At 66.5% G+C, this 17,076-nt stretch carries 27 protein-coding genes; all 27 read left to right on the top strand.

From position 1 onward, the window contains the following. The 27 genes from rpsG (at window position 1) to map (ending at window position 17,019) form a co-directional block, all read left to right on the top strand. Complete coding sequence (gene rpsG / locus DVR05_RS19970) at window positions 1–471, top strand: 30S ribosomal protein S7 (RefSeq protein ID WP_017598533.1); 471 nt, start codon at window positions 1–3, stop codon at window positions 469–471. 39 nt (window positions 472–510) lie between these two features. After that, a complete protein-coding gene (gene fusA, locus DVR05_RS19965; RefSeq protein ID WP_116247432.1) occupies window positions 511–2,622 on the top strand; it encodes an elongation factor G in 2,112 nt (703 codons plus the stop codon). An 82-nt stretch (window positions 2,623–2,704) separates the two neighbouring features. After that, window positions 2,705–3,898, top strand: a complete 1,194-nt coding sequence (tuf, locus tag DVR05_RS19960; RefSeq protein ID WP_116247431.1) for an elongation factor Tu — start codon at window positions 2,705–2,707, stop codon at window positions 3,896–3,898. A 250-nt stretch (window positions 3,899–4,148) separates the two neighbouring features. Beyond that, window positions 4,149–4,457, top strand: coding sequence for a 30S ribosomal protein S10 (rpsJ, locus tag DVR05_RS19955; protein WP_017598536.1), 309 nt, complete (start codon window positions 4,149–4,151; stop codon window positions 4,455–4,457). A gap of 12 nt (window positions 4,458–4,469) precedes the next feature. Next, a complete protein-coding gene (gene rplC / locus DVR05_RS19950) occupies window positions 4,470–5,120 on the top strand; it encodes a 50S ribosomal protein L3 (RefSeq protein ID WP_116247430.1) in 651 nt (216 codons plus the stop codon). Window positions 5,121–5,123: 3 nt separating this feature from the next. After that, the gene (gene rplD, locus DVR05_RS19945; protein WP_116247429.1) at window positions 5,124–5,795 is read left to right on the top strand and encodes a 50S ribosomal protein L4; all 672 of its coding nucleotides are present in this window, start codon (window positions 5,124–5,126) and stop codon (window positions 5,793–5,795) included. Continuing rightward, entirely contained in the window at window positions 5,792–6,082 is a 291-nt protein-coding gene (rplW, locus tag DVR05_RS19940; RefSeq protein ID WP_116247428.1) for a 50S ribosomal protein L23, read from the top strand. Before rplD ends, rplW begins: the two co-directional genes overlap by 4 nt. Window positions 6,083–6,138: 56 nt before the next feature. Next, entirely contained in the window at window positions 6,139–6,978 is an 840-nt protein-coding gene (rplB, locus tag DVR05_RS19935) for a 50S ribosomal protein L2 (RefSeq protein WP_116247427.1), read from the top strand. Between the two features lie 12 nt (window positions 6,979–6,990). Beyond that, window positions 6,991–7,269, top strand: coding sequence for a 30S ribosomal protein S19 (gene rpsS, locus DVR05_RS19930; RefSeq protein WP_116247426.1), 279 nt, complete (start codon window positions 6,991–6,993; stop codon window positions 7,267–7,269). Window positions 7,270–7,341: 72 nt separating this feature from the next. Beyond that, the gene (rplV, locus tag DVR05_RS19925) at window positions 7,342–7,710 is read left to right on the top strand and encodes a 50S ribosomal protein L22 (protein ID WP_017598542.1); all 369 of its coding nucleotides are present in this window, start codon (window positions 7,342–7,344) and stop codon (window positions 7,708–7,710) included. Continuing rightward, the gene (gene rpsC / locus DVR05_RS19920) at window positions 7,710–8,513 is read left to right on the top strand and encodes a 30S ribosomal protein S3 (RefSeq protein ID WP_116247425.1); all 804 of its coding nucleotides are present in this window, start codon (window positions 7,710–7,712) and stop codon (window positions 8,511–8,513) included. The genes rplV and rpsC overlap by 1 nt, the downstream gene beginning before the upstream one ends. A gap of 3 nt (window positions 8,514–8,516) precedes the next feature. Next, window positions 8,517–8,930: a 50S ribosomal protein L16 gene (rplP, locus tag DVR05_RS19915; RefSeq protein ID WP_116247424.1), complete on the top strand. Its 414-nt coding sequence runs from the start codon at window positions 8,517–8,519 to the stop codon at window positions 8,928–8,930. After that, window positions 8,930–9,184, top strand: a complete 255-nt coding sequence (rpmC, locus tag DVR05_RS19910; protein WP_116247423.1) for a 50S ribosomal protein L29 — start codon at window positions 8,930–8,932, stop codon at window positions 9,182–9,184. Before rplP ends, rpmC begins: the two co-directional genes overlap by 1 nt. Then, window positions 9,181–9,453, top strand: a complete 273-nt coding sequence (rpsQ, locus tag DVR05_RS19905; protein ID WP_017598546.1) for a 30S ribosomal protein S17 — start codon at window positions 9,181–9,183, stop codon at window positions 9,451–9,453. Before rpmC ends, rpsQ begins: the two co-directional genes overlap by 4 nt. Window positions 9,454–9,557: 104 nt before the next feature. Then, window positions 9,558–9,926: a 50S ribosomal protein L14 gene (gene rplN, locus DVR05_RS19900; protein WP_013156121.1), complete on the top strand. Its 369-nt coding sequence runs from the start codon at window positions 9,558–9,560 to the stop codon at window positions 9,924–9,926. A gap of 3 nt (window positions 9,927–9,929) precedes the next feature. Beyond that, window positions 9,930–10,235 (top strand): 50S ribosomal protein L24, encoded by a 306-nt coding sequence (gene rplX, locus DVR05_RS19895; RefSeq protein ID WP_116247422.1) that lies wholly within the window; start codon window positions 9,930–9,932, stop codon window positions 10,233–10,235. Continuing rightward, window positions 10,235–10,810, top strand: a complete 576-nt coding sequence (rplE, locus tag DVR05_RS19890; RefSeq protein ID WP_116247421.1) for a 50S ribosomal protein L5 — start codon at window positions 10,235–10,237, stop codon at window positions 10,808–10,810. Before rplX ends, rplE begins: the two co-directional genes overlap by 1 nt. A 13-nt stretch (window positions 10,811–10,823) precedes the next feature. Next, window positions 10,824–11,009: a type Z 30S ribosomal protein S14 gene (locus DVR05_RS19885; protein WP_017598549.1), complete on the top strand. Its 186-nt coding sequence runs from the start codon at window positions 10,824–10,826 to the stop codon at window positions 11,007–11,009. 281 nt (window positions 11,010–11,290) lie between these two features. After that, complete coding sequence (gene rpsH / locus DVR05_RS19880) at window positions 11,291–11,689, top strand: 30S ribosomal protein S8 (protein ID WP_116247420.1); 399 nt, start codon at window positions 11,291–11,293, stop codon at window positions 11,687–11,689. Between the two features lie 17 nt (window positions 11,690–11,706). Then, window positions 11,707–12,246, top strand: a complete 540-nt coding sequence (gene rplF / locus DVR05_RS19875) for a 50S ribosomal protein L6 (protein ID WP_116247419.1) — start codon at window positions 11,707–11,709, stop codon at window positions 12,244–12,246. Window positions 12,247–12,248: 2 nt separating this feature from the next. After that, the gene (rplR, locus tag DVR05_RS19870; RefSeq protein WP_116247418.1) at window positions 12,249–12,629 is read left to right on the top strand and encodes a 50S ribosomal protein L18; all 381 of its coding nucleotides are present in this window, start codon (window positions 12,249–12,251) and stop codon (window positions 12,627–12,629) included. A 50-nt stretch (window positions 12,630–12,679) separates the two neighbouring features. Next, window positions 12,680–13,282 (top strand): 30S ribosomal protein S5, encoded by a 603-nt coding sequence (rpsE, locus tag DVR05_RS19865; protein WP_017598553.1) that lies wholly within the window; start codon window positions 12,680–12,682, stop codon window positions 13,280–13,282. A 2-nt stretch (window positions 13,283–13,284) separates the two neighbouring features. Further along, entirely contained in the window at window positions 13,285–13,470 is a 186-nt protein-coding gene (gene rpmD / locus DVR05_RS19860; RefSeq protein ID WP_116247417.1) for a 50S ribosomal protein L30, read from the top strand. Further along, window positions 13,467–13,931, top strand: coding sequence for a 50S ribosomal protein L15 (gene rplO / locus DVR05_RS19855; protein ID WP_116247416.1), 465 nt, complete (start codon window positions 13,467–13,469; stop codon window positions 13,929–13,931). The genes rpmD and rplO overlap by 4 nt, the downstream gene beginning before the upstream one ends. Window positions 13,932–14,215: 284 nt before the next feature. After that, window positions 14,216–15,529 carry a preprotein translocase subunit SecY gene (gene secY, locus DVR05_RS19850; protein ID WP_116247415.1) on the top strand — a complete coding sequence of 438 codons (1,314 nt, stop codon included), beginning with the start codon at window positions 14,216–14,218 and terminating at the stop codon, window positions 15,527–15,529. Further along, the gene (locus DVR05_RS19845; RefSeq protein WP_198659255.1) at window positions 15,530–16,195 is read left to right on the top strand and encodes an adenylate kinase; all 666 of its coding nucleotides are present in this window, start codon (window positions 15,530–15,532) and stop codon (window positions 16,193–16,195) included. Continuing rightward, window positions 16,195–17,019: a type I methionyl aminopeptidase gene (gene map / locus DVR05_RS19840; RefSeq protein ID WP_116247413.1), complete on the top strand. Its 825-nt coding sequence runs from the start codon at window positions 16,195–16,197 to the stop codon at window positions 17,017–17,019. The genes DVR05_RS19845 and map overlap by 1 nt, the downstream gene beginning before the upstream one ends. The last annotated feature ends 57 nt before the right edge of the window (window positions 17,020–17,076 follow it).

The following is a 17,076-nucleotide window of genomic DNA, read 5'->3' as shown; positions in this document are numbered from 1 at the left end:
ATGCCGCGCAAGGGCCCGGCGCCGAAGCGCCAGCTCATCACCGACCCGGTCTACGGCTCGCCGCTCGTCACGCAGCTGATCAACAAGGTGCTGCTCGACGGCAAGCGCTCCATCGCCCAGCGCGTCGTCTACGACGCCCTGGAGGGTGCTCGCGAGAAGACCGGCCAGGACCCGCTCGTCGTTCTCAAGCGCGCCCTGGACAACGTCAAGCCCGCGCTCGAGGTCCGCAGCCGCCGCGTCGGTGGCGCGACCTACCAGGTGCCGGTCGAGGTTCGCGCCTCCCGGTCCACCACGCTGGCCCTGCGCTGGCTGGTCTCCTACTCGCGTCAGCGTCGCGAGAAGACCATGACCGAGCGTCTGATGAACGAGCTGGTCGACGCCAGCAACGGTCTCGGCGCGGCCGTCAAGAAGCGTGAGGACACGCACAAGATGGCCGAGTCGAACAAGGCCTTCGCTCACTACCGCTGGTAAAGCGGCTGGATCGGAACAGACCGAGGGACGACGAGCCTCATGGCTAAGACTTTGCTTGACCTGGCCAAGGTGCGAAACATCGGCATCATGGCCCACATCGACGCGGGTAAAACCACGACGACCGAGCGCATCCTCTACTACACCGGTGTCACCCACAAGGTGGGTGAGGTCCACGACGGCGCCGCCACGATGGACTGGATGAAGGAGGAGCAGGAGCGGGGTATCACCATTACCTCGGCTGCTACCACCACCCACTGGAACGACCACACCATCAACATCATCGACACGCCCGGCCACGTCGACTTCACGGTCGAGGTCGAGCGTTCGCTGCGTGTCCTCGACGGTGCGGTCGCCGTGTTCGACGCCAAGGAGGGCGTGGAGCCCCAGTCGGAGCAGGTCTGGCGCCAGGCTGACCGCTACGGTGTTCCGCGCATCTGCTTCGTCAACAAGATGGACAAGATCGGCGCCGAGTTCCAGCGCTGCGTGGACATGTTCCGCGAGCGCCTGGGCGCGAACGCGATGCCGATCCAGCTCAACATCGGCGCCGAGAGCGACTTCAAGGGCGTCATCGACCTCGTCCGGATGAAGGCCTACGTCTGGAACGAAGAGGCCGCGCTGGGCGAGATGTACGACACGATCGACATCCCCGACACCCACGCGGACGCCGCCCGCGAGGCGCGTGACCAGTTCATCGAGACGCTGGCCGAGGCCGACGACGAGATCATGGAGCTGTACCTGGAGGGCCAGGAGCCCACCGTGGAGCAGCTCGTTCCCGCGATCCGTCGCGCCACCATCGCCGGTACCGCCGTGCCGGTGCTGTGCGGCACCGCGTTCAAGAACAAGGGCGTCCAGCCCCTGCTCGACGCGGTCACGGACTACCTCCCCTCCCCCCTGGACGTCGAGGCCATCGAGGGCCACGACCCCAAGGACGAGAGCGAGGAGACCAAGCTCGCCCGCAAGCCGAGCGTCGACGAGCCCATGTCCGCCCTGGTCTTCAAGATCATGAGCGACCCGCACCTGGGCAAGCTGACCTACGTGCGCGTCTACTCCGGCGTCCTGGAGCAGGGCACCCAGGTGCTCAACAGCCTCAAGGGCCGCAAGGAGCGCATCGGCAAGATCTACCGCATGCACTCCAACAAGCGTGAGGAGATCTCCCAGGCCGGCGCCGGCGACATCGTCGCCGTCATGGGCCTGAAGGACACCACGACCGGTGAGACGCTGTGCGACCAGTCGGCTCCGATCGTCCTGGAGTCCATGTCGTTCCCGGCTCCGGTCATCGAGGTGGCCATCGAGCCCAAGACCAAGAGCGACCAGGAGAAGCTGGGCATCGCGATCCAGCGCCTGGCCGACGAGGACCCCTCCTTCCAGGTGGCCTCGGACGAGCAGACCGGCCAGACCGTGATCTCCGGCATGGGTGAGCTGCACCTCGAGGTGCTCGTCAACCGCATGCGCGACGAGTTCAAGGTCGAGGCGAACATCGGTAAGCCGCAGGTGGCGTACCGCGAGACCATTCGCAAGAAGGTCGAGGGGCACGTCTACACGCACAAGAAGCAGACCGGTGGTTCGGGTCAGTTCGCCAAGGTCAAGATCGACCTGGAGCCCCTCGAGACCGAGAGCGGCGACGCGTCCGGCTACGAGTTCGTCAACGCGGTCACCGGTGGCCGCATCCCGCGGGAGTACATCCCGTCGGTGGACGCGGGCTGCCAGGAGGCCGCCGAGCTGGGTGTGCTCGCGCACTACCCGCTGGTCGGCATCAAGGTGACGCTGACGGACGGTCAGTACCACGAGGTCGACTCCTCCGAGATGGCCTTCAAGACCGCCGGCTCGATGGCCTTCAAGGAGGCCGTCAAGCTCGCCAAGCCCACGCTCCTGGAGCCGGTCATGGCCGTCGAGGTCACCACTCCGGAGGACTACATGGGTGACGTCATCGGCGACCTGAACGCCCGCCGTGGACAGATCCAGTCCATGGACGAGCGTTCCGGCGTCCGGGTCGTCAAGGCCCAGGTTCCTCTCTCCGAGATGTTCGGCTACGTGGGTGACCTGCGTAGCCGCACGCAGGGTCGAGCCAACTACTCGATGGTGTTCGACTCCTACGCGGAGGTTCCGTCCGCTGTCGCCCAAGAAATTGTGGCGAAGGTCCGCGGCGAGTAGTCGCTCGCGGACACGTAACCAGCCCGTTCCCGCGGCCGCGGGAACGGGCACCAGATAGCTCTGTACGTCTAGGAGACATCCAGTGGCGAAGGAAAAGTTCGAGCGGACTAAGCCGCACGTCAACATCGGCACCATCGGTCACATTGACCACGGCAAGACCACGCTGACCGCGGCTATCACCAAGGTGCTGCACGACGCGTACCCGGAGCTGAACCCGTTCACCCCGTTCGAGGACATCGACAACGCTCCTGAGGAGCGCGAGCGCGGTATCACCATCTCCGTCGCCCACGTCGAGTACCAGACCGAGGCGCGTCACTACGCCCACGTCGACTGCCCGGGCCACGCCGACTACGTGAAGAACATGATCACGGGTGCGGCCCAGATGGACGGCGCGATCCTGGTCGTGGCCGCCACCGACGGCCCGATGCCGCAGACCAAGGAGCACGTGCTCCTGGCCCGCCAGGTCGGCGTCCCCGCCATCGTCGTCGCCCTGAACAAGGCCGACATGGTGGACGACGAGGAGATCTTCGAGCTCGTCGAGCTCGAGGTCCGCGAGCTGCTCAACGAGTACGAGTTCCCGGGCGACGACGTCCCGGTCACCAAGGTCTCCGCGCTCAAGGCCCTCGAGGGCGACGAGAAGTGGGCCAACTCCGTCCTGGAGCTCATGGGCACCGTGGACAGCTTCATCCCCGAGCCCGAGCGTGACACCGACAAGCCGTTCCTCATGCCGATCGAGGACGTCTTCTCGATCACCGGTCGCGGCACCGTCGTCACCGGTCGTATCGAGCGCGGCGTCATCAACGTCAACGAGACCGTTGACATCGTCGGCATCAAGGAAGAGAAGCAGACCACCACGGTCACCGGTGTCGAGATGTTCCGCAAGCTGCTCGACCAGGGTCAGGCCGGCGACAACGTCGGTCTGCTCCTGCGCGGCATCAAGCGCGAGGACGTCGAGCGCGGCCAGGTCGTCATCAAGCCGGGCACGACCACCCCGCACACCGAGTTCGAGGGCCAGGTCGTCATCCTGTCCAAGGACGAGGGTGGCCGCCACACGCCGTTCTTCAACAACTACCGCCCGCAGTTCTACTTCCGCACGACCGACGTCACCGGCGTCGTGACGCTGCCGGAGGGCACCGAGATGGTCATGCCCGGTGACAACACCGAGATGACCGTCCAGCTCATCCAGCCGGTCGCCATGGAAGAGGGCCTGAAGTTCGCCATCCGTGAGGGTGGCCGGACCGTCGGCGCCGGTCGCGTCACGAAGATCCTCAAGTAGTACCCAGGTTGGGGTGGCGAAACCGCCACCCCAACGTGGTGGTCGGGCCGTGTCCGCACGGCCCGACCACCACACCACCAAAGACGTCATCGGGCTCTGTGACGGTGACGCACCGCAGGGGCAAGCCCTGTTGCGGTTTCTCAAGGGAATAGGGGCTCACGGCTACAACGGCGGTCTCCGCCGGGGCCTGGGCGTCTGTGACCGGGACAGACACCGTTACGGACACTGAAGCGAAGGACGAACAGGCCACATGGCGGGACAGAAGATCCGCATTCGGCTAAAGGCCTATGACCACGAGGTCATCGACAGCTCGGCGAAGAAGATCGTCGAGACTGTGACGCGAACTGGCGCACAGGTCGCGGGCCCGGTGCCGCTGCCGACGGAGAAGAACGTTTACTGCGTCATCAAGTCGCCGCACAAGTACAAGGACTCGCGCGAGCACTTCGAGATGCGCACGCACAAGCGGCTGATCGACATCATCGACCCCACGCCGAAGACCGTCGACTCGCTCATGCGGCTCGACCTTCCGGCGGGCGTTGACATCGAGATCAAGCTTTAAGGACGCACAGACATGGCCACCAAGCAGATCAAGGGAGTTCTGGGCGAGAAGCTCGGCATGACCCAGGTCTTCGACGACGCGGGCAAGATCGTGCCCGTGACGGTTCTGAAGGCCGGTCCGTGCGTCGTGAGCCGCATCCGGACTCCGGACACCGATGGCTACTCCGCTATCCAGCTCGGCTACGGGCAGATCAACCCGCGCAAGGTGAACAAGCCGCTCGGCGACTACCTGCGCAAGCACGACCTGACCCCGCGCCGGCACTACGTCGAGGTCCGCACCGAGGACGCCTCCGAGTACCAGCTCGGCCAGGAGATCTCCGCGGACAGCTTCGAGAGCGGCCAGAAGGTCGACGTCACGGGCAAGAGCAAGGGCAAGGGCTTCGCCGGTGTGATGAAGCGCCACGGTTTCCGTGGTCTCTCCGCCACGCACGGCACGCAGCGCAAGCACCGCTCTCCCGGTTCCATCGGCGGCTGCGCCACACCCGGCCGCGTTTTCAAGGGCATGCGGATGGCCGGGCGCATGGGCAACGTGCGCAAGACCGTCCAGAACCTGACCGTCCACTCCGTGGACGCGGAGAAGGGTCTCATCCTGGTCAAGGGTGCTGTTCCCGGTCCCAACGGCGGTCTGGTGCTCGTCCGCACCGCTGTGAAGGGGGACAAGTAAGCCATGGCCCAGATCGAGGTCAAGAACCCCGAGGGCGGCGCCAAGGGCAGCGTGGAGCTGCCGGAGAGCGTCTTCGCCCAGCAGGTCAGCATCCCGCTGATCCACCAGGTCGTGAACGCCCAGCTGGCCGCCGGCCGCCAGGGCACCCACGCCACCAAGACCCGCGGCGACGTCCGCGGCGGTGGTAAGAAGCCGTACCGCCAGAAGGGGACCGGCCGGGCCCGACAGGGTTCCATCCGGGCTCCGCAGTACACCGGCGGCGGCACGGTCCACGGCCCCCAGCCGCGGGACTACTCCCAGCGCACCCCGAAGAAGATGAAGGCCGCCGCCCTGCGCGGAGCCCTCTCCGACCGGGCGCGCCACGGGCGTATCCACGTCCTCAGCACCTTCGTTGCCGAGGACGCCGACACCAAGCTCACGCAGACGGCCCGCAAGGCGCTGCGTCAGGTGACCGAGTCCGACAAGGTCCTGGTCGTCCTGGCCCGCGAGGACGAGCACAACCGGCGCGCCCTGCGCAACCTCGAGGAGGTCCACATCCTCGACGCGGACCAGGTGAACACCTACGACGTCCTCTACTCGGACGACGTGGTCTTCACCGAGGCGGGCTACGCCGAGTTCCTGGCCCACGCGGCCGGTGCTGCCAAGGCCGCGCAGTCCGAGGAGGACGACCAGTGAGGATCGCCGACCACCGGGACATCATCATCGAGCCGGTGATCTCCGAGAAGAGCTACGGGCTCATGGACGAGAACAAGTACACGTTCATCGTCCGCCCGGACGCCAACAAGACCCAGATCAAGATCGCGGTCGAGAAGATCTTCGACGTGAAGGTCACGAGCGTGAACACGATCAACCGCAAGGGCAAGCGCAAGCGCACCCGCTTCGGTTACGGGAAGCGTCCCGACACCAAGCGCGCGATCGTCGGTGTCGCCGAGGGCGACCGGATCGACATCTTCGGTGTCTGACCTTCCGGGTCTGACCGCTACACACCAAGTAACACGTAAAGGAATGCGCGAAGAAGATGGGCATTCGTAAGTACAAGCCGACGACACCGGGTCGTCGCGGTTCCAGCGTGAGCGACTTCGTCGAGATCACGCGCTCGGAGCCGGAGAAGTCCCTGGTGCGTCCGCTGCACTCCAAGGGCGGGCGTAACGGCCACGGCCGCATCACCGCCCGCCACCAGGGTGGCGGTCACAAGCGCGCCTACCGCGTGATCGACTTCCGTCGCCACGACAAGGACGGCGTGCCGGCCAAGGTCGCGCACATCGAGTACGACCCGAACCGCACGGCCCGCATCGCCCTGCTGCACTACGTGGACGGCGAGAAGCGCTACATCCTGGCGCCCGCCGGCCTCAAGCAGGGCGACCGCGTCGAGAACGGTCCGCAGTCGGACATCAAGCCGGGCAACTGCCTCCCGCTGCGCAACATCCCCACGGGTACGTTCGTGCACGCGGTGGAGCTCAAGCCCGGTGGCGGTGCCAAGCTCGGCCGCTCCGCGGGATCCCAGATCCAGCTCCTGGCCAAGGAGGGCGGGTACGCCACGCTGCGTATGCCCTCCGGCGAGATGCGCATGGTGGAGATCACCTGCCGCGCGACCGTCGGACAGGTCGGCAACGCCGAGCAGTCCAACATCAACTGGGGTAAGGCCGGCCGCTCGCGGTGGAAGGGCAAGCGCCCCACCGTCCGTGGTGTGGTCATGAACCCGGTTGACCACCCGCACGGTGGTGGTGAGGGCAAGACCTCCGGTGGTCGGCACCCGGTCAGCCCCTGGGGTAAGAAGGAAGGCCGGACCCGGGCCAAGAACAAGGCCAGCGACAAGCTCATCGTGCGGCGTCGGCGTAGCGGTAAGAAGAAGCGGTAAGGAGCACGTCTGATGCCACGTAGCCTGAAGAAGGGTCCCTTCGTCGACGACCACCTGATCAAGAAGGTGGAAGCGCAGAACGAGAAGGGGACCAAGAACGTCATCAAGACGTGGTCCCGGCGGTCCATGATCGTCCCGGAGATGATCGGCCACACGATCGCCGTCCACGACGGTCGCAAGCACGTCCCCGTGTTCGTGTCCGAGTCGATGGTCGGCCACAAGCTCGGCGAGTTCGCTCCCACGCGTACTTTCCGCAGCCACGTCAAGGAAGACCGCCGTAGCCGCCGTTAGCGGTTGCAGCAGGAGTAAGAACCATTTCTCCACGGTGAGTGGAGATGAATTTCCGTGAGCGAGGGAAAAGCGATGGGAACGAGGGCTCAGGCACGGTTCGTCCGTGTTACGCCCCGGAAGGCCCGCCGGGTGGTGGACCTTATTCGCGGGTTGCCCGCTGACGAGGCACAGGCGGTGCTCCGGTTCGCGCCCCAGTCGGCGAGCGAGCCTGTTGGCAAGGTACTGGCCAGTGCCATCGCCAACGCTGAGCACAATGACAAGCTGGACCGTGAGACGCTGGTGGTCGAGCGCGCGTGGGTGGACGAGGGTCCGACCCTGAAGCGCATTCGTCCGCGAGGCTTCGGCCGCGCCTTCCGGGTGACCAAGCGCACGAGCCACATCACCGTGGTCGTCGCTGAGAACTCGGGCGCCTCGTCCAAGACGAAGGAAAGGACCCGATAGTGGGGCAGAAGGTTAACCCGCACGGGTTCCGCCTCGGTGTCACCACCGACTTCAAGAGCCGCTGGTACGCGGACAAGGCCTACAAGGACTACGTCAAGGAAGACGTGGCGATCCGCCGGATGCTGACCCGCGGCATGGAGCGCGCGGGCATCTCCAAGGTCGAGATCGAGCGCACCCGTGACCGTGTCCGCGTGGACGTCTACACCGCCCGGCCGGGCATCGTCATCGGCCGCCGCGGTGTGGAGGCCGACCGCATCCGGACCGACCTGGAGAAGCTGACCGGCAAGCAGGTCCAGCTGAACGTCTTCGAGGTCAAGAACCCCGAGATCGACGCTCAGCTCGTCGCCCAGGGCGTCGCCGAGCAGCTGAGCAGCCGCGTGGCCTTCCGCCGCGCGATGCGCAAGGCCATGCAGAGCGCCGTCAAGAGCGGCGCCAAGGGCATCCGTATCCAGTGCGGTGGCCGTCTGGGCGGGGCCGAGATGTCCCGCTCGGAGTTCTACCGTGAGGGTCGGGTTCCGCTGCACACGCTGCGCGCCGACATCGACTACGGCTTCTTCGAGGCCCGCACGACCTTTGGCCGCATCGGCGTGAAGGTCTGGATCTACAAGGGCGACGCGCCCGCGACCCGCGCCGAGCGCGAGGCGGCCCAGGCCGCCCAGCGTTCCGCCGGCGGTGGTGGCGGTCAGCGCCGCGAGCGTCCGCAGCGCCGCCGTCGTGGCGGCGGTGGCGGCGGCCAGCAGGGTGGCCAGCAGGGCGCCGAGTCCAAGGCCCCGGCTGAGTCCGCGAAGACCGAGGGGAGCTGACCAGTGCTTATTCCTCGTAAGGTCAAGTACCGTAAGCAGCACCACCCGGACCTTCGTGGCAAGGCCAAGGGCGGTACCACGGTGACCTTCGGTGAGTACGGCATCCAGGCGCTGGACGCGGCCTACGTGACGAACCGCCAGATCGAGGCGGCTCGTATCGCCATGACGCGGCACATCAAGCGTGGCGGCAAGGTGTGGATCAACATCTTCCCGGACCGCCCGCTGACGAAGAAGCCCGCCGAGGTCCGCATGGGTTCCGGTAAGGGTTCGCCCGAGTGGTGGGTCGCGCCGGTCAAGCCCGGGCGCGTGATGTTCGAGCTGTCGGGCGTGCCCGAGGCGGTGGCCAAGGAGGCTATGCGCCGTGCGATGCACAAGCTCCCGATGAAGTGCAAGTTTGTTAAGCGGGAGGGGGAGTGATGGCGAAGTCCGTGACTGCCCACGAGCTGCGTGACCAGTCCGTCGAGGACCTGGTCGGCAAGCTCAAGGAAGCGAAGACCGAGCTCTTCAACCTCCGCTTCCAGGCCGCCACCGGCCAGCTCGACAACCACAGCCGTCTGCGTACCGTGAAGCGTGAGATCGCGCGGATCTACACGGTCCTGCGGGAGCACGAGCTGGGCATCGTCCCGCTGTCTGGTGAGTCGGCTGAGGAGACGAAGGAAGCAGCCGAATGAGTGAGAACCAGACCGCGACCCGCAACTACCGCAAGGTGCGCGAGGGCTACGTCGTCAGCGACAAGATGGACAAGACCGTCGTTGTCGAGGTCGAGGACCGCGTCAAGCACGCCCTGTACGGCAAGGTCATCCGTCGGACGACCAAGTACAAGGCGCACGACGAGGCGAACTCCTGTGGCGTCGGTGACCGGGTCCGTTTGATGGAGACCCGGCCGCTCTCCGCGACGAAGCGTTGGCGCGTCGTGGAGATCCTGGAGAAGGCTAAGTAACCCCGGCCTGTCGGCGGCCGACACTCGGTGTCGGCCGCCGGCGCGAGGGGTGAGACCACCTAGCCGTGCGGCAGTGGACCGCACGCATCACATCAGGAGCAGACGTGATTCAGCAGGAGTCGCGACTCAAGGTCGCCGACAACACGGGTGCCAAGGAGATCCTCACCATCCGTGTTCTCGGTGGCTCGGGTCGGCGCTACGCCGGGATCGGCGACACGATCGTCGCCACGGTGAAGGACGCCCTGCCTGGCGCTGGAGTCAAGAAGGGCGACGTCGTCAAGGCCGTTGTCGTGCGCACCGTCAAGGAGCGCCGCCGGCCCGACGGCTCCTACATCCGCTTCGATGAGAACGCTGCCGTGCTCATCAAGGACGGTGGGGACCCGCGAGGCACCCGTATCTTCGGCCCGGTCGGGCGCGAGCTGCGGGACAAGAAGTACATGCGCATCATTTCGCTGGCGCCGGAGGTGCTGTAGGCGATGAAGATCAAATCTGGCGACGAGGTCATCGTCATCGCCGGCAAGGACAAGGGTGCCACCGGGAAGGTCGTCAAGGCCCTCCCGCGTGAGGACCGTGTCGTCGTCGAGGGCGTCAACCTGGTCAAGAAGCACAGGAAGGCCAACCCGGCGGGCGGCCAGCAGGGCGAGGTCGTCACCAAGGAGGCCCCGATCCACGTGAGCAACGTCGCGCTCGCGGAGGACGGCAAGCCTACCCGGGTGGGCTACCGCTTCGAGGAAGACGGAACCAAGGTTCGGGTCTCCCGCCGCACTGGTAAGGACATCTGATGACGGTCACCAACGACATCACGGTCCCTCCGATGCCGCGGCTGAAGGAGAAGTACCGTAACGAGATCGCTCCCGCCCTCAAGGAGGAGTTCGAGCTCACCAACGTCATGCAGATCCCCGGTCTGACGAAGATCGTGGTCAACATGGGTGTCGGCGAGGCGGCGCGGGACGCGAAGCTGATCCAGGGCGCGGTCGCCGACCTGTCGGCGATCACCGGGCAGAAGCCGCGGATCAACCGCGCGAAGAACTCCATCGCGCAGTTCAAGCTGCGCGAGGGGCAGCCGATCGGCGCCAGCGTCACGCTGCGCGGCGACCGGATGTGGGAGTTCCTCGACCGGATGCTCTCCCTGGCCCTGCCCCGGATCCGGGACTTCCGCGGTCTGTCCCCGAAGCAGTTCGACGGGAACGGGAACTACACCTTCGGTCTGACCGAGCAGGTCATGTTCCACGAGGTGGACCCGGACAAGGTCGACCGGCAGCGTGGCATGGACATCACGGTCGTCACCACGGCGACCAACGACGACCAGGGCCGCAGCCTGCTCAAGCGGCTCGGTTTCCCGTTCAAGGAAGCCTGAGGGGTAACGCAAGATGGCTAAGAAGTCCCTGATCGCGAAGGCGGCCCGCAAGCCGAAGTTCGCCGTTCGCGCGTATACTCGATGCTCGCGGTGCGGCCGCCCCCGCGCCGTCTACCGGAAGTTCGGCCTCTGCCGCATCTGCTTCCGCGAGATGGCCCACCGGGGCGAGCTGCCCGGTATCGCCAAGTCGAGCTGGTAGTTCCCGGTGGGGCCGGCCCCGTCCGCGCTCCCGTAGGGGAGAGCACCGCGGGGCCGCCCCCCGGAGCCGCCGCTCACCGGCTCAACAGCAGTGACCGTTCCCACACGTCGGGAACGGTCTGGCACCATCCAACCATCAGGGCACGGCAGTCCCTCTCGGGATCGCGGTGCCCACGACCACGCCGTAGGTCCGGTTGTGCACCTCCACGGGTACGCCCGTGCGGGGACAGGCTCTGGGAAGGCCCGCACTCGGAAACCGCGGTGAGGAAGGGCCAGTCGGCCATGACGATGACCGACCCGATCGCAGACATGCTGACGCGTCTGCGTAACGCGAATTCGGCGTACCACGACACCGTGACGATGCCGTATTCCAAGATCAAGGCGCACATCGCCGAGATCCTCCAGCAGGAGGGCTTCATCCAGGGCTGGCGGACCGAAGAGGCCGCCGTGGGCAAGAGCCTCGTCCTGGACCTGAAGTACGGCCCCACCCGTGAGCGCTCCATCGCGGGCATCCGCCGGGTCTCCAAGCCCGGTCTGCGGGTGTACGCGAAGAAGGAGAACCTGCCCCGGGTGCTGGGCGGCCTCGGCGTGGCGATCATTTCGACGTCCGGTGGCCTGATGACCGACAAGCAGGCCAAGAAGCGTGGCGTTGGCGGCGAAGTCCTCGCCTACGTCTGGTAACAGGGAGAGATTGAAGCATGTCGCGTATCGGTCGACTGCCGATCTCGGTCCCCAAGGGCGTCGAAGTCACGATTGACGGGCAAGACGTCACTGTCAAGGGGCCGAAGGGCGAACTGAAGCACACCATCGCTGAGCCGATCACCGTCACCAAGGACGAGGACGGCCTGATCACGGTGGTGCGTCCCGACGACAAGCCGGAGAACCGGTCGCTGCACGGTCTGACCCGTGCGCTGATCGCCAACCTCATCAAGGGTGTCTCCGAGGGCTACTCCAAGACGCTGGAGATCCACGGTGTGGGTTACCGCGTCCAGGCCCGCGGCGCCAACCTGGAGTTCTCGCTGGGCTACAGCCACCCCGTCGTGGTGGAGCCCCCCGAGGGCATCAAGTTCCGCGTCGAGAAGCCGACGCTCCTCCACGTCGAGGGCATCGACAAGCAGCTGGTGGGCCAGGTCGCCGCGAACATCCGCGGTCTGCGCAAGCCTGACCCGTACAAGGCCAAGGGCGTGCGGTACCAGGGTGAGCACATCCGCCGCAAGGCCGGAAAGGCTGGTAAGTAGGCATGGGCATCACCGTGAGCCGCAAGCGGACCGCCAAGCGCGCCACCTCCCGTGCGCGCCGCCAGTTCCGCGTCCGCAAGAAGGTCGTGGGCACCGCCGAGCGTCCGCGTCTGGCCGTGTTCCGCTCCTCCAAGCACATCGTCGCGCAGATCATCGACGACACGAAGGGCCACACGCTGGCCGCCGCGTCCTCCGTCGAGCCCGATGTCCGCGGGCTTGAGGGCACCAAGTCCGACCGGTCGGTCAAGGTGGGCCAGCTCCTCGCGCAGCGCGCGAAGGACGCCGGCATCACCCAGGTCGTGTTCGACCGCGGCGGGAACCAGTACGCCGGCCGTATCGCCAAGCTCGCCGACGCGGCGCGCGAGGGCGGACTGGAGTTCTAGTCGATGACCTCTGTACCTGGCAACATCAACCACGAGAAGAGGAACCACTGATGGCTGCAGCACCGCGGCGCGGCGCCGGTGGCGAGCGGCGTGATCGCCGTGACGATCGCCGCGGCGGCGCCGCAGACAAGGGTGTCTCCTACATCGAGAAGGTCGTGACCATCAACCGGGTCGCGAAGGTCGTCAAGGGCGGCCGTCGCTTCTCCTTCACCGCCCTGGTCGTCGTCGGTGACGGCAACGGCATGGTCGGTGTCGGTTACGGCAAGGCCAAGGAGGTCCCGGCCGCGATCGCCAAGGGTGTCGAGGAGGCGAAGAAGAACTTCTTCCGCGTCCCCCGCGTCCAGGGCACGATCGTGCACCAGGTCCAGGGCGAGGACGCCGCGGGCGTTGTCCTGCTCCGTCCGGCCGCCCCGGGTACCGGTGTCATCGCCGGCGGTCCCGTGCGCGCCGTCCTGGAGTGCGCCGGCATCCACGACGTCCTGAGCAAGTCGCTCGGCTCGTCCAACCCGCTCAACATCGTGCACGCCACCGTGGCCGCTCTGAAGGGCCTCAACCAGCCCGAGGAGATCGCCGCCCGCCGTGGCCTGCCGATCGAGGACATCGCCCCGGCCGCGCTCCTGCGTGCTCGTGCTGAGGCGAAGGCAGGAGCCTGACCATGGCCAAGCTCAAGATCACGCAGACCCGTTCCAAGATCGGCGGCAAGGAGAAGCAGCACGCTGCCCTCCAGACGCTGGGCCTGGGCCGGATCGGCAAGTCCACCATCCGTGAGGACCGTCCCGAGGTTCGCGGTCAGATCACGATCGTCTCGCACCTCGTCTCTGTCGAGGAGGTTGCCGAATGAGCGACTACAACCCCGACGAGCTGCTCAAGCTGCACCACCTGCGGCCGGCCCCGGGTGCCAACAAGGCCAAGATCCGCAAGGGCCGCGGCGAGGCGTCCAAGGGCAAGACCGCCGGTCGGGGCACCAAGGGCACGAAGGCTCGCAGCACCGTGCGCCCCGGCTTCGAGGGTGGCCAGATGCCGCTCATCAAGCGGGTGCCCAAGCTCAAGGGCTTCAGCAACGCCCGGTTCAAGACGACCTACCAGGTCGTCAACCTGGACCGCCTGACCGAGCTCTACCCCGAGGGTGGCACGGTCACGGTCGAGGACCTGGTCGCCAAGGGCGCGGTTCGCAAGAACCAGCCCGTCAAGGTGCTGGGGACCGGTGAGATCACCGTCGCCGTGCAGGTGAGCGCGAACGCGTTCTCCGCCTCGGCGAAGGAGAAGATCACCGCCGCCGGTGGCTCCGTCACCGAGCTGTAGGGGTCTTCCCCGCGATGCGTTTGCAGGGGGCGCCCGCCCGGCAGGTCAGTGACCGACCCGCCGGCGGGCGCCCTCGCGCGTTGTGAGTGGCGATCGTTATGACGGTCGGTCCGCCGCGCCGGGGTGATGACTGTTACAGTGCCATCTGTTCGAACCCCCCGCTTGACGTAATGTGAGTACTTCCGAGTACGGGGCAGGAGCCCCGTGCTGACGATCTACGACGATTCAGGATCGGCCGCGATGTCTGGAACCCGTTCCGCCGCCGAAATCGCGCAGGAGGAGACGTGCTAGGTGCGTTCGTCCGTGCATTCCGCACGCCCGATCTGCGCAACAAGTTGCTGTTCACACTGTTCATCCTGACGCTGTTCCGTCTGGGGGCGGTCATTCCCGCGCCGGGCATCAACTCGGCCGCGATCCGGGACCAGATGGAGGCGCTGCAGGCCGGTGACGCCACAGGTGTGTACGACCTTGTCAACCTGTTCAGTGGCGGTGCGCTGTTGCAGCTGGCGGTGTTCGCGCTCGGGGTCATGCCCTACATCACCGCGAGCATCATCATCAACCTGTTGACGGTGGTGATCCCCCGTCTGGAGGCCCTCAAGAAGGAGGGCCAGGCCGGTCAGGCGAAGATCACACAGTACACCCGCTACCTGACCCTGATGCTCTCGGTCCTGCAGTCGACCAGCATCGTGGCGATGGCCCGGACCAACCTGCTGTTCCAGGGGATCATTCCGGTCCAGGCCTACATGCCCAACCAGGACATCATCACCCTGGTCACCATGGTCTTCGTCATGACCGCGGGCACGATGCTGGTGATGTGGTTCGGTGAGCTCATCACCGAGCGCGGCGTCGGCAACGGCATGTCGCTGCTGATCTTCACGACCGTCATCGCGGTGCTCCCGTCGACGATCCTGGGCATGTACGAGGAGCGCTCGGTCTGGGCCTTCATCATCATCTGCATCGCGGCCCTGGCGCTGGTGACCGCCGTGATCTTCATGGAGCAGGCGCAGCGCCGCATCCCGGTGCAGTACGCCAAGCGGATGGTGGGCCGGCGGATGTACGGCGGCAGCTCCACGTACATCCCGCTGAAGGTCAACCAGGCGGGCATCATCCCCGTGATCTTCGCCTCGTCGATGCTGTTCCTGCCGCAGATGATCATCAACCTCGTGGGTCCGGAGTCGGACAACGTCGTCATCAGGACGCTCCAGAGTTACTTCCTCACCGGCGACCACCCCGTGTACATGACGACGTTCTTCCTCATGATCGTCGGCTTCGCCTTCTTCTACGTGGCCATTACCTTCAACCCCGTTGAGGTCGCCGACAACATGAAGAAGTACGGTGGGTTCATCCCGGGTATCCGACCGGGGCGTCCGACCGCCGAGTACCTCGACTACGTGTTGAAGCGGCTGACGACCCCCGGCTCCCTGTACCTGGGCGTGATCGCTCTCCTGCCGATGGTGGCTCTGGGCGCCACCGGCGCCTCGATGAGCTTCGCCTTCGGCGGTACGAGCGTGCTGATCATGGTCGGTGTCGGGCTGGACACGGTGAAGCAGATCGAGAGTCACCTCCAGCAGAGGAACTACGAAGGTTTTCTGCGATAAATGCGTGCAGTATTGGTGGGACCCCCTGGGGCCGGTAAGGGCACCCAGGCCCAGATCCTCGCGGCCGAGCTGTCGGTCCCCAAGGTGTCCACGGGCGACATCTTCCGGGCGAACGTCAGCGGCGGTACCGAGCTGGGCAAGAAGGCCAAGGAGTACATGGACCGCGGCGACCTCGTCCCGGACGAGGTCACGAACGCCATGGTCAAGGACCGCCTGGCCCAGGACGACGCGAAGCCGGGCTTCCTGCTCGACGGTTTCCCCCGCAACGTCCCCCAGGCCGAGAAACTCCAGGAGATGCTCGCCGAGCTCAGGACACGGCTCGACGTCGTACTGGAGCTGAGGGTCGACGAGGACGAGGTCGTCAAGCGGCTCTCCGGCCGCCGTTCGTGCCCCGAGTGCGGTCGGGTGTACCACGTGGAGTACGACGCGCCCAGGACGGCGGGCCGCTGCGACACCGAGGGCGCCGAGCTCTACCAGCGCGAGGACGACCGCGAGGAGACGATCCGCCACCGTCTCAAGGTCTACCGGGAGCAGACCGCTCCGCTCGTGGAGTTCTACGAGGCGGAGGGTCTGCTGTCCACCATCGCCGCGGCGGGTGCCGTGGAGGAGGTGACGGCCCGCGCCAAGGCCGCCATCGAGGAGAAGGTCGGGAAGGCCGGCTCCTGATGTTTCGTAAGGCGGAACCGGACGTGCAGATCAAGACGCCGGAGCAGATCGCCAAGATGAGGGCGGCGGGCCAGGTCGTGGCCCGTGCCCTGGACACCCTCCGGGCCGCGGTGCGGCCCGGGGTGTCCACCCTGGAGCTGGACGCGATCGCGGAGAGGATGATCCGCGACGCGGGCGCCGTCCCGTCGTTCAAGGGCTACCACGGCTTCCCCGGCTCCATCTGCGCCTCGGTCAACGAGGAGGTCGTCCACGGCATCCCCAGCGCCGAGCGGGTGCTGGCCGAGGGCGACATCATCTCCATCGACTGCGGGGCCGTCCTGGACGGCTGGCACGGCGACTCGGCGATCACCGTCGCGGTCGGCGAGGGCCGTCCGGAGGACCTCCGGATGATGGAGGTGTGCGAGGAGTCCATGTGGAAGGGGATCGCCGAGCTGCGCCCGGGCAAGCGCCTGGGCGACGTCGGCCACGCGATCGCCGCCCACATCTCCAAGCACGGCGGCTACGGCAACGTCCGTGAGTACGGGGGCCACGGCATCGGCACCGAGATGCACATGGACCCGCACGTGCTCAACTACGGCCGGCGCGGCAAGGGCCAGCGCCTGGTCGAGGGGATGTGCCTGGCCATCGAGCCGATGACCACGCTCGGCAGGCACGACGTGGTCACGCTCGACGACGACTGGACCGTCGTGACCAGGGACGGCAAGCGCGCGGCGCACTTCGAGCACTCGGTGGCCATCACCGCCGAGGGCCCGCTGGTCCTGACCGCACGCGAGTCCAACCGCGATAAAATCGCGGAGATGGGGTTCGTTCAGCCGACCTGGTAGTGACCTTCCGCGCCGCGCGGCGCGTGGCGCCCTCCGGGGGAGAAGCGAGGTGTGCGC

The organism is Nocardiopsis sp. FIRDI 009 (assembly GCF_003386285.1).
In the GTDB taxonomy this organism is placed as follows: domain Bacteria; phylum Actinomycetota; class Actinomycetes; order Streptosporangiales; family Streptosporangiaceae; genus Nocardiopsis.
This window is presented reverse-complemented; position numbering and strand designations above follow the sequence as displayed.